At 60.2% G+C, this 14,052-nt stretch carries 12 protein-coding genes; 4 read left to right on the top strand and 8 right to left on the bottom strand.

What is annotated here, in order from left to right:
• The 3 genes from ACTF58_RS09860 to ACTF58_RS09850 are packed head-to-tail and all read right to left on the bottom strand — an operon-like array spanning position 1 to position 2,529.
• A complete protein-coding gene (locus ACTF58_RS09860) occupies positions 1–540 on the bottom strand; it encodes a rod shape-determining protein MreD (RefSeq protein ID WP_438991805.1) in 540 nt (179 codons plus the stop codon).
• Positions 533–1,447, bottom strand: coding sequence for a rod shape-determining protein MreC (gene mreC / locus ACTF58_RS09855; protein ID WP_438991804.1), 915 nt, complete (start codon positions 1,445–1,447; stop codon positions 533–535). The genes ACTF58_RS09860 and mreC overlap by 8 nt, the downstream gene beginning before the upstream one ends.
• Positions 1,448–1,482: 35 nt before the next feature.
• Complete coding sequence (locus ACTF58_RS09850; protein ID WP_298806556.1) at positions 1,483–2,529, bottom strand: rod shape-determining protein; 1,047 nt, start codon at positions 2,527–2,529, stop codon at positions 1,483–1,485.
• 304 nt (positions 2,530–2,833) lie between these two features.
• Between ACTF58_RS09850 and ACTF58_RS09845 the strand changes: the two genes are divergently transcribed.
• Positions 2,834–3,100 (top strand): hypothetical protein, encoded by a 267-nt coding sequence (locus ACTF58_RS09845; RefSeq protein WP_438991803.1) that lies wholly within the window; start codon positions 2,834–2,836, stop codon positions 3,098–3,100.
• 7 nt (positions 3,101–3,107) lie between these two features.
• Here the strand turns inward: ACTF58_RS09845 and ACTF58_RS09840 are convergent, their stop codons facing one another.
• Together ACTF58_RS09840 and ACTF58_RS09835 are read right to left on the bottom strand one after the other, a co-directional pair.
• The gene (locus ACTF58_RS09840; RefSeq protein ID WP_438991802.1) at positions 3,108–3,776 is read right to left on the bottom strand and encodes a L,D-transpeptidase; all 669 of its coding nucleotides are present in this window, start codon (positions 3,774–3,776) and stop codon (positions 3,108–3,110) included.
• Between the two features lie 156 nt (positions 3,777–3,932).
• Entirely contained in the window at positions 3,933–5,501 is a 1,569-nt protein-coding gene (locus ACTF58_RS09835) for a 2-isopropylmalate synthase (RefSeq protein WP_438991801.1), read from the bottom strand.
• A 306-nt stretch (positions 5,502–5,807) separates the two neighbouring features.
• Between ACTF58_RS09835 and ACTF58_RS09830 the strand changes: the two genes are divergently transcribed.
• Positions 5,808–8,204: a heavy metal translocating P-type ATPase gene (locus ACTF58_RS09830; protein ID WP_438991800.1), complete on the top strand. Its 2,397-nt coding sequence runs from the start codon at positions 5,808–5,810 to the stop codon at positions 8,202–8,204.
• A 7-nt stretch (positions 8,205–8,211) separates the two neighbouring features.
• Here the strand turns inward: ACTF58_RS09830 and ACTF58_RS09825 are convergent, their stop codons facing one another.
• Complete coding sequence (locus tag ACTF58_RS09825) at positions 8,212–9,612, bottom strand: MORN repeat-containing protein (protein WP_438991799.1); 1,401 nt, start codon at positions 9,610–9,612, stop codon at positions 8,212–8,214.
• Positions 9,613–9,766: 154 nt separating this feature from the next.
• On the opposite strand from ACTF58_RS09825, the gene ACTF58_RS09820 reads away from it, so the two are divergent.
• Complete coding sequence (locus ACTF58_RS09820; RefSeq protein WP_438991798.1) at positions 9,767–11,425, top strand: NAD+ synthase; 1,659 nt, start codon at positions 9,767–9,769, stop codon at positions 11,423–11,425.
• On the opposite strand, the gene ACTF58_RS09815 is transcribed toward ACTF58_RS09820, so the two are convergent.
• Complete coding sequence (locus ACTF58_RS09815) at positions 11,422–11,805, bottom strand: thiol-disulfide oxidoreductase DCC family protein (RefSeq protein WP_438991797.1); 384 nt, start codon at positions 11,803–11,805, stop codon at positions 11,422–11,424. The two genes, ACTF58_RS09820 and ACTF58_RS09815, sit on opposite strands and share 4 nt — an antisense overlap.
• Positions 11,806–12,075: 270 nt before the next feature.
• Between ACTF58_RS09815 and gltX the strand changes: the two genes are divergently transcribed.
• Positions 12,076–13,398: a glutamate--tRNA ligase gene (gene gltX / locus ACTF58_RS09810; RefSeq protein ID WP_438991796.1), complete on the top strand. Its 1,323-nt coding sequence runs from the start codon at positions 12,076–12,078 to the stop codon at positions 13,396–13,398.
• A 6-nt stretch (positions 13,399–13,404) separates the two neighbouring features.
• Here gltX and ACTF58_RS09805 read toward each other — a convergent pair whose 3' ends face one another.
• Positions 13,405–13,977, bottom strand: coding sequence for a gamma-glutamylcyclotransferase family protein (locus ACTF58_RS09805; protein ID WP_438991795.1), 573 nt, complete (start codon positions 13,975–13,977; stop codon positions 13,405–13,407).
• Positions 13,978–14,052 lie beyond the last annotated feature (75 nt).

Below are 14,052 nucleotides of genomic sequence, written 5' to 3'. Positions count from 1 at the left end.
TTATAACCTTTGGCCGAGCGCGTTGACCTCGCCAAGCGTTGGCTTTGTGAGGCCAAAGAATAGCCAAGAAATACCGATGACAACAGGGTAGATCAAAATCGTGAGCAGAATTTGGACCAAAGCGGTTTGCAGGGCGAAGGATTCGACCAATAAGACGAGCAGAACAAGCCGATGGCCGAGGATCACCCCTATGATCGCAATGGAGGCGCTGATCCATTCGACGGAAAACGGCATATCGCGCAGCTGGCTGGCGCGGGCTTTGAGCATTTCGACCGCTAGAAGCGCGATGGCCGCATAGAGGCCGGGGGGGCGGCTCATCATCAGATCGGCAAAGAGCATGACAAAGGCCAGAAGCCCGACAGGCACAAACTCTGGACGGCGCAAGGCCCAACAAAAGGCCAGAGCCAGAATGATATCGGGCGACCCAAGGCTGCTGGGCAGGGTGTTGAGCGGCAGAAGATGGAGGAACATCACCCCAAAGCTGAGCAAGGCGAACATCAGGCGCATAAACCAGAGGCGGTTGAGCGTGTTCTCAGTCATTGGCGCCGCTCTCGGCTGTGCTGGCGTCAGACAGGGGGGCTGGGGGCGTTTCGGGGAGGATCATGCTGCCTGTGCCCGAGATCCGCTCGGTGCCGTAATTGCGCAGGATGCGCAGGAATTCGAGGCGCTCGTAATCGGCGGCGAGGCGCACGCGCATCCGCCCGCCTGTATCAACGGCAATATGGCCAATGAGAACGCCAGAGGGGAAGACATCGCCATCGCCAGAGCTGACCACGCGGTCGCCCGGGCGGATCAGATCGCGGTTTTCGACAAAGTCGATCGGCGGCGCGAGGGTATTGTCGCCAATGATCAGGCCGCGCTGGCCAGAGGGCTGGATCGTCACCGGCACGCGCGAGCTTGCATCTGTGAGCAAGAGCACCCGCGAGGAGCGCTCGCCGACGCCTGACACACGCCCGACGAGGCCGATCCCGTCCATGGCGGCCCAGCCATCCAGAATACCATCGCGCGCGCCGACGTTGATCAGCACGGACTGGCGATAGGGCGAGCCGCTGTCTGTGAGAACCGTTCCCGAGATCGAGGTCAGGCGCGGATCAAGGCGGACATTGTTCAAATCCAAGAGGCGGGCGTTTTCCTGCTCCAGTTGCAGGGCGGCTTCTTTCCAGCTTTCCATGCGCTGAAGTTCGCGGCGAAGCTCTTGGTTTTGTTCATATATTTTGAGATAGCTTTGAAAGTCGGTGAGCAGGTTGATCGCGCCTGCGACGGGCGCAAAGGCCCAGTCCAGATTGGGCACAACGCGGTCGATCACGGCCATGCGAAAGCGCTCAACGCGCGGGCTGTCAATGCGCCAGAGGATAAAGACCCCGATCAGAAGCAGCATCAGAACGACCATGAACAGCCGCTTGAGCGGGCCTGAAAAAGCGTCGGATCTGAGCGGTTCTTGTGCCAAAGGGGGCCTTTCTCAGCACGGTGCGGCCTGTCGCGTCAGCTGTCGTAGTCGATTGCGTGGGCCAGTTGCTTTTCAAACTCGAGTGCTTTGCCTGTGCCGAGCGCCACGCAGTTGAGGCTTTCATCTGCGATAGAGACGGCGAGGCCTGTTTGCTCGCGCAGGGCGAGGTCAAGATCGCCCAGAAGCGCGCCGCCGCCTGTGAGCATGACGCCACGGTCTACGATATCGGCGGCCAGATCGGGCGGCGTGGCTTCCAGCGCGGTCATCACGGCTTCGCAAATCTGCTGGACCGGCTCGGAGAGGGCCTCGGCGATCTGGGCCTGGCTGATTTCGGTTTCTTTGGGCACACCTGTCAGAAGGTCGCGACCTCGCACCTGAATAGAGGTGCCGCGGCCATCGTCGGGCATCCGCGCGGTGCCGATGGTTGTTTTGATCCGTTCGGCGGTGCTTTCGCCGACGAGCAGGTTTTGCTGGCGGCGCAGGTAGCTGATGATGGCTTCGTCCATGCGGTCACCGCCGACGCGCACGGAGCGGGCATAGACAATATCGCCGAGCGACAGAACGGCGACTTCTGTTGTCCCGCCGCCGATATCAACGACCATATTGCCGGTCGGATCGGTGATCGGCATCCCCGCGCCAATGGCGGCGGCGATCGGCTCGGCAATCAGGCCGCAGCGGCGCGCGCCTGCGCCCAGAACGGACTGGCGAATGGCGCGCTTTTCAACGGGTGTTGCGCCGTGGGGCACGCAGACAATCACTTTGGGTTTTGAAAAGGTCGAGCGTTTGTGCACTTTGCGGATGAAATGTTTGATCATTTCTTCGGCGACATCAAAATCGGCGATCACACCTTCGCGCATCGGGCGGATTGCCTCGATTGTGCCGGGGGTGCGCCCGAGCATGAGCTTGGCGTCTTCGCCGACAGCGAGGACTTTTTTGATCCCGTCTTTGACATGATAGGCCACCACAGAAGGCTCATTGAGGATCACGCCTTTGCCCTTGACGTAGACGAGGGTATTGGCTGTTCCGAGGTCGATTGCCATGTCAGATGCGAAAAGACCGGGCAGTTTATCAAAGATCGACATATGCGGGTGAACCTCAGTTTGACATTTAAGACGGTGCGACGAGTCGCGCGGCGCTGCGTGTGTATAAGCCCCTGCGCCTCTTGACGAAAGAGGGAAACGCGGTTGCGCGGGCGCATTCCTGTGTGCCGCGTTTGTATGTGAGGGCGCTGGCGGGGTTTCGCTTGCGCTGGGGCAAGGCATTTTGCGCGCCGTCAAAATCGGCGCATAGCTTGTGCGGCTGTGCAATTTTTCTGGCAAACACCTGCAAAATCGCTCAACCTTGGTGCAACGGGGTGAGCCTGAGTGTTTTAAGGAGAGAGTTGTGATGCTGAAGACTGTGTTGGGGTTGGGTCTGGTTTTTCTGGCGCTTTCGGGGTGTATGGCGCTGGAGGGGACCACTGCGGACGGGGTTCTGGCGAAAGTGCCTGAGGAGGTGCTGGAGATTGCAGACAAGAGGCAGCACCTTGGCGCTGTGCGGATCAACCCTGATGACGGCTGTTTTGAGTATCGTCACATCGGTCCAGTGGAGACGACATTTTTGCCGCTTCGCAGCACCGAAGGCCGCCCGATTTGCACTGCGGCGCCCGCTTGAGGCGCCTTTATGTGCTGGCGGTCAGGTTGTCTTCTGTCGGGTGCAGATGGGCCATGGAGCCGAGCGACACTTCATCATAGAGGCCATTGATATGGGCCATGACCATGCGCACGCAGCCCGAGCTTGCGCGCCCGCCAATGCTGCGCGGGCTGGGAGAGCCGTGAATGCGCAGGTAGGTGTCGCGGTTGCCCTCAAAGAGATAGAGCGCCCGTGAGCCGAGCGGATTGTTGGGGCCAGCGTCCATGCCGTCTTCGTATTGGGCGTATTTGTCAGGCTCCCGCTCGATCATGGCGGGGGTGGGTGTCCATGTCGGCCACTTTCTCTTGAGTTTGATTGTGTAGCGGCCCGGCTCGTAGAGATTGCCTTTGGCAATGGCGACGCCATAGCGCATCGCCATGCCGCCCTCGCGGATATGATAGAGATAGCGCGCCACGGCATCGACATGAATATCGCCCACGGTCAGGCCTGCGTTGGCCTCTACCATCTGGGGCAGAAAGCGCGGGTGAAAGCCCCAGATATTTGTTGTGGCGGGATCAAAATTGGCGGGGGTGATTTGGGCGTCCCATGTATCCCACATCGAGGGCGGAGATTTGGGCTGAGCGGAGGCCGCGCCACTCACGAGTGGCTGTGAGAACAGGGCCGCGCCTGTGGCGATAAAGTGGCGTCTGGTGAGCATGGCAAATATCTCCGAAATCGTCAGCAGCACAGGCTTTCAGGGTAACCTCATGCACCAGAAAAAGGCAAATGACCAATCACGTGGCTGTTAGATGCGACTGAAAGAGCGTGGAGGGGGCGGGCCTTGGTGCGGGCCTGCCCCTTGTTTGTATAACGATCAGCCGTGGTCTTTATAGCTGATTTCTTTTTGGTCTTCGCCTGTTTTGCCGCGCCGCGTCAGAAGGCGGTTGAGCGCGTGGATATAGGCTTTGGCGGAGGCCACCACTGTATCTGTATCCGCGGACTGGCCTGTGGCGATGTTGCCGTCTTCCTCAAGGCGCACCGAAACGGTCGCTTGCGCGTCTGTGCCTTCTGTCACGGCGTTGACCTGATAGAGCTCAAGGTGGGCGGTGTTTGGATAGAGCTTGCGGATCGCTTTGAAGGCGGCATCCACCGGGCCGTCGCCTTTTTCGATTGCGGTTTTTTCTTCGCCATCGACGCTCATCACCAGAGTGGCATCCGCCGGGCCGCCTGTGCCGCAGACGACACGCAGGGTCACGAGCTTGAGGCGGTCGTTTTCGGCGGTTTCGCCGATGCGCATCAGGGCGATGATATCGTCATCAAACACTTCTTTTTTGCGGTCTGCCAAGTCTTTGAAGCGCACAAACACGTCTTTGAGCTGGTTGTCACCGACCTCATACCCGAGGTGCTCGAGCTTGTCGCGCAGAGCGGCGCGGCCCGAGTGCTTGCCCAAGGGCAGAGAGGTGCCTGCAAGGCCGACATCTTCGGGGCGCATGATCTCGAAGTTTTCGCGGTTCTTGAGCATACCGTCTTGGTGGATGCCGCTTTCGTGGGCGAAGGCGTTTTTGCCCACAATCGCCTTGTTGAACTGAACTGCAAAGCCCGAAACAGCCGCGACGCGGCGCGAGATATTCATGATCTTGGTGGTGTCGACGCCTGTCGAATAGGGCATGATGTCATGCCGCGTTTTGAGCGCCATGACGACTTCTTCGAGCGCCGTGTTGCCAGCACGCTCGCCGAGGCCGTTGATGGTGCATTCGATCTGGCGCGCGCCGCCTGCGACGGCGGCGAGGGCGTTGGCCGTGGCCATGCCCAGATCATTGTGGCAGTGGGTTGCGAAGATAATATCATCCGCGCCTGGCACGGTTTCGATCAGACGCTTGATCAGATCGGCGCTTTCCATGGGGGCAGTGTAGCCGACCGTATCGGGCACGTTGATTGTTGTGGCGCCCGCTTTGATGGCAATTTCGATCACGCGGCAGAGGTAATCCCATTCTGTGCGGGTCGCGTCCATCGGCGACCATTGCACATTGTCTGTGAGGTTGCGCGCGTGGGTCACTGTGTCGTGGATGCGCTCGGCCATTTCGTCCATGGTGAGATTGGGAATGGCGCGGTGCAGCTCGGATGTTCCGATAAAGGTGTGAATGCGCGGCTGGGCGGCGTGTTTCACGGCTTCATAGGCGCGGTCGATGTCTTTAAAGTTGGCGCGGGCCAAGCCGCAGATCACTGCGTTCTTTGAGCGGCGGGCAATCTCGGACACGGCGTTAAAATCGCCCTCGGAGGCGATAGGAAAGCCGGCTTCGATGATATCAACGCCCATATCGTCGAGCAACTCGGCAATTTCGAGCTTTTCTTCATGGGTCATGGTTGCGCCGGGCGATTGCTCGCCGTCACGCAATGTGGTGTCAAAAATAAAGACGCGGTCGGATGCGGATGCAGATGTCATATCTAATCTCAGTCTGGTTTGTGAATGTCTAAGCTGGGGGGCGCGGGCCGTCGTCTCCTCTGAGCGCGTGCACCATGAGGCACGCTCAGAGGCAGCTTAGAAGCAGTAGGGCAGACAGCGCGCGCGGCGCGCAAATGGCGCGGGGCGGCATGGAAGGGATATGTGTCTGCGTGTTCATATCAGAAGTTATAGGAGCGAGATTTGGCGAGATAAACCCCCAAAGTGCGAGATTTTTCGCTTGGTGCGCGGGGAAGGCCTTGACCCTCCAGCGGCTGGAAGGCTTAGCAAGTGGCAAAGAGGTGAGACATGAGCAAAATAGAGCTAGACATCGAAGGCTTGAGCTGTGCGGGCTGTGTGCGCCGCGCGGAGGCGGCAATTGTGGGCGTAAGTGGGGCGCGGGATGTCTCTGTGAACCTTGCGACCAAGCGCGCGCGCCTCGAGTTGGGCGAGGCGGGTTTGGATGAGGTCACGCAGGCTTTGGCCAAGGCGGGCTATCCTGCGCGCGTGGAGAGCGCTGTTTTTGTCATCGAGGGGATGAGCTGTGTCTCTTGCGTGGGGCGTGTCGAGGCGGCGGTGCGCGCTTTGGACGGCGTAAACGAGGCCAATGTGAGCTTTGCGGCGGGGGAGCTGCGCCTGCGTTACTTTGAGCGGATTGTGAGCGAGGCCGACATTATCGCAGCCATCAAGGGCGCAGGCTACAGTGCGACACAAAAGGGCGCGGGGCCGAGTGCTGCGACGCGGCGGGCCGAGGAGATCGACGGGCTGAAGCGCAGTTTTCTTGTGGCGCTTGTGCTGGCAATGCCCGTGTTTCTGCTGGAAATGGGTGGGCATCTTTATCCGCCGTTTCATCACTGGATTATGGCCACGGTTGGCACACAAGCCTCGTGGATATTTCAGTTTGCGCTGACAAGCGCTGTGCTGATCGGGCCGGGGCGCAAGTTTTACACGGTCGGCTTGCCGCTCTTGCTCAAGGGGGCGCCCGATATGAACGCGCTTGTCGCGGTGGGGACAATGGCGGCTTATCTCTATTCAATCGTCGCCACTTTTGCGCCGAGCTTACTGCCGAGCGGGGCGCGGGCGGTTTATTTTGAAGCCGCTGCTGTCATCGTGACGCTGATCTTGCTGGGGCGCTATCTGGAAGCCCGCGCCAAGGGGCGGGCGGGTGAGGCGATTGCCAAGCTTGTCGAGCTTGCGCCGACGCGGGTTGAAGTGAAGCGGGGTGAGGGCTTTGAGGAGGCCGATATCAGCGATGTCGTGGTGGGCGATGTGCTGCGCTTGCGCCCCGGAGCGCGTGTGCCTGTGGACGGGAGTGTCGTGCGCGGGGAGAGCCATGTTGACGAGAGTATGCTGACGGGGGAGCCTTTGCCGCTGCACAAATCTGAAGGTGATGCGCTGATTGCGGGAACTGTGAACGGCGCGGGGGCGCTTGAGATGCTTGCCGAGAAGGTCGGGGCAGATACCGTTCTGGCAGGGATTGTGCGCACGGTGGAAGAGGCGCAGGCAGCGAAGCTGCCGATACAGGCGTTGGTGGACCGCGTGACCATGTGGTTTGTGCCTGTGGTCATGGGGCTTGCTGTGCTGACGCTGTTCGGGTGGCTGGCTTTTGGCGCCGGTATTGCCACTGCTTTGGTGGCGTCTGTGTCGGTGCTGATTATTGCCTGCCCCTGTGCCATGGGGCTGGCGACGCCGATGTCGATCATGGTGGGCACGGGGCGCGGGGCCGAGCTTGGCGTTTTCTTTCGCAAGGGCGATGCGCTTCAGCGGCTCTCGACTGTCAAGACTGTGGCCTTTGACAAGACGGGAACCTTGACCGAGGGCAAGCCTGTGCTCACCGATTTTGAGGCGCTGGGCGGCTTTGAGCAGGGCGAGGTCTTGCGGCTTGTGGCGGCGGCGGAGCAAGCCAGCGAGCATCCTGTGGCGCGCGCGATTGTGGCCGCGCATGAGGGCGCTTTGCCTGTGGCCGAGCGCGTTGAAGCGATTGCGGGGCAGGGTGTTGTGGCGCAGGTGGAGGGGCGCGAGATTTTGATTGGAACGGCACGGCTGATGCAGGCGCGGGGCGTTGCGCTTGAGGGCGATGCGCGCGTTTTGGAGGCGGCGGGCAAGTCTGTCTCCTATGCCGCGATAGACGGCCAGATCGCGGGGCTACTGGCGGTGTCAGATGCGTTGAAGCCTGACGCCATTGCCACAGTGAAGGCCTTGCACGACATGGGCCTCACAACCGTGATGATCACGGGCGATAGCGCGGCGGCGGCGCGGTATATCGCCGATCAGGCAGGGATTGACGAGGTGATTGCCGAGGTGATGCCTGAGGGCAAGCTTGAGGCGATACGCGCGCTGCAAAAGGCGGGGCCGGTCGCCTTTGTGGGCGACGGGATCAACGACGCACCCGCGCTTTCGGCGGCAGATGTGGGGATTGCCATCGGCACGGGAACGGATGTGGCGATCGAGAGCGCCGAGGTTGTCTTGATGACGGGCGCGCCCGAAAAAGCGCTCGTGGCGGTGCGGCTTGCGCGCAGGGTGATGGGCAATATCCGGCAGAACCTTTTCTGGGCGTTTGCCTATAATGCGGCGCTTCTACCTGTGGCGGCGGGGCTTTTCTATCCGCTGACAGGCTGGCTGCTTTCGCCCATGTTGGCGGCGGGGGCCATGGCGCTCAGCTCCGTTTTTGTGGTCAGCAATGCGCTGAGGCTTAGGCGCGTCTGAGGGGGGATTACTCCCCCGCCAGAAGGCCGTTTTCCCATTGGCCCGTTTCGGCCTCGCCTGAGGCATAGGTCATTGTGCCAAGACCTTGGCGCTTGCCGCGCTCAAACAGGCCTTCGTAGACATCGCCATTGACATAAGTGGCGCGGCCTTGGCCCGAGATTTCGCCATTGACCCAACCCCCTTCATAGACAAACCCGTCTGGCATTGTGATTTTGCCTGTGCCGCTGCGCTGGCCGTTTGCGAATGTGCCTTCATAGACGGTGCCGTCAGGGTAGGTGGCGCGGCCCTGGCCTTCGCGCTGACCGGCGCTCCAGTTGCCTTCATAGCGGTAGCCATCGGCATATGTCATGATGCCGAAACCTTCGTTTTGCGCGCCTTTGAAGCCGCCTTCATAGACCACGCCGTTGGCATAGGTGGCTTTGCCGTTGCCCTCAATGACGCCAGCGACCCAGTCGCCTTCGAAGGCGGAGCCGTCTGCGTATGTGATTGTGCCGCGGCCATCAGGCTGGTCGGCGCGGAACTGGCCGACATAGACCGAGCCGTCAGGATAGGTAACACGGCCTTCGCCCTCGATGCGCCCGTCGGTCCATGTGCCTTCATAGGTATAGCCATCTGCGCCTTTGAACACGCCCTGACCTTGGCGCTTGTCGCCTGCGAAGTCGCCTTCATAGGTGTCGCCATTGGCATAGATCACACGGCCTTTGCCTTCGCGGCGGCCTTGCACCAGCTCGCCTTCAAAGACATCGCCGTTGGCCTGCGTGAGCGTGCCTGTGCCGCCGATCTGGCCTGCGGCCCATGTGCCTTCATAGACCAGCCCGTCGGGCATGGTGAGCTTGCCTTGGCCTGCGCGTTCGCCTGCCGCCACTTGCCCGACATAGACCGCCCCGTCAGGGTAGGTGATGCGGGCTGAGCCGTCTTTTTCACCGCTGAGCCATGTGCCGTCATAAATATAGCCGCTCTGCGAGGTCATCACGCCGTTGCCGTGGTGCTTTGCATTGAGAAATGCGCCTTCATAGCGCACGCCATTGGCGTAATTGGCAACACCCTGTCCCTTGATCTTGCCGTCTTCCCAGCCGCCCTCATAGGTTCCGCCATCGGCAAAGACGATCTTGCCCACGCCCTGAGGCTTGCCCTTTTCGAACTCGCCCTCATAGACCGACCCGTTTGGAAAGCGGGCTGTGCCGCGGCCCTTGATCTCGCCTGCGACCCAATCGCCGGTGTATTCATAGCCATTGGGCAGGCGGTAGGTGCCTGTGCCGTGCTGGAGGCCGTCTTTGAAGGTGCCTTCATAGACGCCGCCGTCATCATATTGCTTGGTTGCGATCTGGCCGTCTTGGGCCAGAGCCGCAGAGGAAAGCGCAAGCGTGAGCGCGGCTGTCAGGGTGAGGGCTTTGGTGCGAAACGTCATGGTTTATCCGTCCTGTTCTCTGGCCTGTTCTTGAGCGCAAATGCCAGTGTTTGGAGGAAAGTTATGCGAGCAGGGCCGCGGGGGCAACGGGTTCTTCTTTCCCTTGGCTGAGTTTGTGCTAAATCAGCGGGCAAGTTTTGCTTTGGAGGGCGCTATGTCCAAGACATTCCGTATCATGCTGGGGCAGCTCAACCCCACTGTTGGCGACATCGCGGCCAATAAGGCCAAGGCGCTTGAAACATGGCAGGCCGCGCGCGATGCGGGCGTGGATATGCTGGCGCTGCCTGAGATGTTTATCACAGGCTATAACGCGCAAGATCTTGTTATGAAGCCTGTTTTTCACCAAGCGGCGATTGAGGCGATTGAGGCGCTGGCGCTGGAGTGCGCAGAGGGGCCAGCGCTCGGAATTGGCGGGCCTGCCGTGGATGGGGCGCGCTTTTACAACGCTTACTATGTCTTGCAAGAGGGCCGCGTGAGCGCGCGTGTGCTCAAGCATCATTTGCCCAATGAAACCGTTTTTGACGAGGTCCGTATTTTTGACGCAGGGCCGATGAGCGGGCCTTATACAGTCAAGGGCCTGCGCATTGGCAGCCCGATTTGTGAAGATGCCTGGCACGCCGATGTCTGTGAGACGCTGCAAGAAAGCGGCGCCGAGATCCTACTTGTGCCCAATGGCAGCCCTTATTATCGCGGCAAGCATGAGACACGGCTCAACCATATGGTTGGTCGGGTGGTCGAGACAGAGCTGCCGTTGATCTATCTTAATATGGTCGGGGGGCAGGATGATCAGGTCTTTGATGGCGGCTCCTTTGCTCTGAACGCCCATGGCGCGCTGGCGCATCAGATGAGTGTGTTTGATGAAGAGATGCGCATCGTGGAGCTGGCCGATACGGGCGAGGGCTGGAAAATCGTCAAAGGCGAGATGACGGCTTTGCCGAACGCTTGGGAGCAGGATTACCGCTGTATGGTCGAGGCCTTGCGCGACTATATGGGCAAGACGGGCTTTAAGAAGGTCTTGCTTGGCCTGTCAGGCGGCATTGATAGCGCGATTGTTGCGACCATCGCTGTAGATGCGCTGGGGGCTGAAAATGTGCGCTGCGTGATGCTGCCCTCGGAATATACCTCAGAGGCGTCTTTGAAAGACGCCAAAGACATCGCGACGCGGCTTGGCTGTCACTATGACATCGTGCCGATCAAGGCGGGGCGTGACGCTGTGAGCGAGACGCTTGCGCCTTTGTTTGAAGGTTATGCGCCTGATCTGACAGAAGAAAATATCCAGTCACGCCTGCGTGGGGTTCTGCTCATGGCGATGTCCAATAAATTTGGCGAAATGCTTTTGACCACGGGCAACAAATCCGAGGTCGCGGTTGGCTATGCCACGATCTATGGCGATATGGCGGGCGGGTATAACCCGATCAAAGACCTCTATAAAACCCGCGTGTTCGAGCAGTGCCGCTGGCGCAACGCCAATCACCGCGACTGGATGCAGGGGCGCGCAGGCGAGGTGATCCCGACAGCCATTATTGATAAGCCGCCCTCGGCCGAGCTGCGCCCAGATCAGAAGGACGAAGACAGCCTGCCCCCTTATGATGTCTTGGATGACATTCTTGAGCGGCTGGTTGATCACGACCAGTCTGTCGCGGACTGCGTCGCAGCGGGGCATGATCGGGACACTGTGAAGCGGATCGAACATCTGATTTATATCAGTGAATACAAGCGCTTCCAGTCAGCCCCCGGAACACGGCTGACCCCGAGCGCCTTCTGGCTCGACCGGCGCTATCCGATTGCAAACCGTTGGCGCGATCCGAGCTAAGGCCTGCGCCGCGCAAGGATGCGGGCGAGCCACGGTCGCAGCGGCAGAAAGCCACGATAGGCCAGCTCAAGGAGCGGCGTGACCGCTGGCCAGCGCGCAAACCCTGCCGCCCAGCGCCAACGCGGCAAAACAGACCAGATCGCCACAAAACCACGCGCACCTGAAAGCAACTCGCCCTTGGCATTACGCACATGAAAGCGGCTGAGAGCCGTGTCACGGCCGAGATCACCGCCCAGATCGGCAGTCAAAGAGGAGGCATCCACAAAACAAAGAGCCTCTGCCCCTGACTGCCGCTTGTAATGATCAATCTCAAGGCTGCACAGCGGGCAGTTGCCATCATAATAGACCGTCAGTTCGGGCGCTTGTCTGTGGGTGTCCATGGTCTTTTGCCTTTCTCGCTCATAAGCCCGTCACCTCTGGCTTCCTCTTTCCAAAAATATCCCAGGGGGTGCGGGGGACAGCGTCCCCCGCGTCGGTCGGGTTTTCGCAAAGCGAAACCCCGACACATCTCATAGTTTTGAATACGCTCGTGGGGGCCTTGCAGATGACATTTCCCCCAAATCGAAAAGACCGCCGCGCCTTACGGCCCATCTGGACATTGGCTTAAGGGTATGGGACACCCCGCGCCAGCCCATTTCGGAGAGCCTTCCATGACTGTTACCCGCTTCGCCCCGTCCCCCACTGGTTATATCCATGTTGGCAACTTGCGCACGGCGCTGATGAATTTTCTCATTGCGCGCAAGGCAGGGGGCGAGTTTATCCTCAGGATTGATGACACCGACCCCGAGCGCTCGCGTGAAGACTATGTCGATGCGATCAAGGAAGACCTTGAGTGGCTCGGCCTGACATGGGACCGCGTCGAGCGCCAGTCCTTGCGTCTTGAGCGCTATGAAGAGGCCGCGCAAAAGCTGCGCGATATGGGCCGTCTTTACGAAGTTTTCGAAACCCCGACAGAGCTTGACCTCAAGCGCAAGAAACAACTCAACATGGGAAAACCGCCGGTTTATGACCGTGCGGGGCTTGCCCTGACTGAGGCCGAGAAAGATGCCTTGCGCGCCGAGCGGGGCGGCTACTGGCGTTTCAAGCTTGATCAGGAACGGATCGACTGGACTGACGGGATCATTGGCGATGTGTCGATTGATGCGGCCTCTGTGTCGGACCCTGTGCTTATTCGCGCCGACGGGCAGATGCTTTATACAATGGCCAGTGTTGTTGATGACACCGAGATGGGCGTCACAAATGTGGTGCGCGGGGCGGACCATGTCACAAACACGGCGACGCAAATCCAGATCATTCAGGCGCTGGGTGGCACGGTTCCGAGCTTTGCGCATCACTCGCTTTTGACGGGCCCGCAGGGCGAGGCATTGTCCAAGCGGCTTGGCACATTGGCGCTGCGCGATTTGCGCGCGCAGGGTGTTGAGCCGATGGCGCTGTTGAGCATGATGGCGCGGCTTGGCGCCTCCGAGCCGATGGAGCTGCGTCAGGAGATGGCCGAGCTGATCGAAGGCTTTGAGGTTGCCCAGTTTGGCACGGCGCCAACCAAGTTTGATGTGGCGGATCTCGGCCCTCTGACGGCCAAGTATTTGCACAGCTTGCCCTTTGCTGATGTGGCCGAGGATATTGCGGCGGTGGGTGTGCCTGCCGATCAGGCCGAGGCGTTCTGGGCCGTGGTGCATGAAAATATCGAGGTGCGCAAAGACCTTGCGGGCTGGTGGTCACTGATCACCGAGGGCGCCGAGCCTGTGATTGAGGCCGAAGACGCCGGGTTTGTGGCCGAGGCGATGGCGCTTTTGCCAGAAGGCACGCTCACAGCCGAGAGCTGGGGGGCGTGGACCGCTGCTGTAAAAGAGGCGACGGGCCGCAAGGGCCGCGGGCTTTTCATGCCGCTCAGAAAGGCGCTCACAGGGATGGCGCATGGCCCTGATATGGCAGCACTTTTGCCGCTCTTGAAGGTCATCAAGGCGCGCGGTTGAGCGCGTCTAGCTCCCTGCCTTTGCAACCACGCCGAGGCCCGCGAGGGCCTCATCGACAAAGGCCGTTTCGCCAGCTGTCAGGCTTTGCGCGCGCGGATAAAGCGGCGCAGCGCGGTCATTGAGCAGGGGGGCGTCCCAGCCTGAGGTTGTCTCCAGAAACTGCGTTGCGCCCGCTGGGCCGAACTCGGTCAAATAGCCTTGAAGCACCACATCAAGATAGCTCAGCAGGATCGGATGCTCAACGCTCGGGTCAAAATGCTGACCGTCCTCTATGGCATAGATCGCGATTGAGGCGGGGCTTTCCTTCAGGCCATGGCTGATTTGGTGGGCGGCGCCGACGCGGGCATAGGCGTGCTCGCGCGCATCAAGGGCGGCCCAGTCGTCATCGGGCACAGGCGCAATCAACCCCTGAATTTCGCAGGACGGGTCGGAAACGGCCGTGAGAAACGACATTGGCCTGAGTGCTGTGCTGCGCCACGCGCGCCGCCAGCCGCGGGCGGTTGAGGGGTGGGCGTCTTTGAAGCTATGGGTGGCGCGGTTGACGAGCGAGCCGTAGCCAAAAAAATAAGCGTGTTCCATGGCGCGTGGATGATGGCCCTGTTGATTTATGTCAAATGGTTTTGCGCGGTGATGGTGTAAGTCAGATATAGCTTA

Source organism: Lentibacter sp., assembly GCF_965657785.1.
GTDB lineage: Bacteria > Pseudomonadota > Alphaproteobacteria > Rhodobacterales > Rhodobacteraceae > Lentibacter.
The sequence above is the reverse complement of the archived record's forward strand: the minus strand, read 5'-3'. Positions and strand labels throughout refer to the sequence as shown.

Coding starts and splice junctions, on each gene's coding strand:
- gltX (WP_438991796.1), top strand. CDS start 12,076: ATGACTGTTACCCGCTTCGCCCCGTCCCCCACTGGTTATATCCATGTT.
- ACTF58_RS09840 (WP_438991802.1), bottom strand. CDS start 3,776: ATGCTCACCAGACGCCACTTTATCGCCACAGGCGCGGCCCTGTTCTCA.
- ACTF58_RS09815 (WP_438991797.1), bottom strand. CDS start 11,805: ATGGACACCCACAGACAAGCGCCCGAACTGACGGTCTATTATGATGGC.
- ACTF58_RS09825 (WP_438991799.1), bottom strand. CDS start 9,612: ATGACGTTTCGCACCAAAGCCCTCACCCTGACAGCCGCGCTCACGCTT.
- ACTF58_RS09850 (WP_298806556.1), bottom strand. CDS start 2,529: ATGTCGATCTTTGATAAACTGCCCGGTCTTTTCGCATCTGACATGGCA.
- ACTF58_RS09830 (WP_438991800.1), top strand. CDS start 5,808: ATGAGCAAAATAGAGCTAGACATCGAAGGCTTGAGCTGTGCGGGCTGT.
- ACTF58_RS09845 (WP_438991803.1), top strand. CDS start 2,834: ATGCTGAAGACTGTGTTGGGGTTGGGTCTGGTTTTTCTGGCGCTTTCG.
- ACTF58_RS09835 (WP_438991801.1), bottom strand. CDS start 5,501: ATGACATCTGCATCCGCATCCGACCGCGTCTTTATTTTTGACACCACA.
- ACTF58_RS09820 (WP_438991798.1), top strand. CDS start 9,767: ATGTCCAAGACATTCCGTATCATGCTGGGGCAGCTCAACCCCACTGTT.
- ACTF58_RS09805 (WP_438991795.1), bottom strand. CDS start 13,977: ATGGAACACGCTTATTTTTTTGGCTACGGCTCGCTCGTCAACCGCGCC.
- ACTF58_RS09860 (WP_438991805.1), bottom strand. CDS start 540: ATGACTGAGAACACGCTCAACCGCCTCTGGTTTATGCGCCTGATGTTC.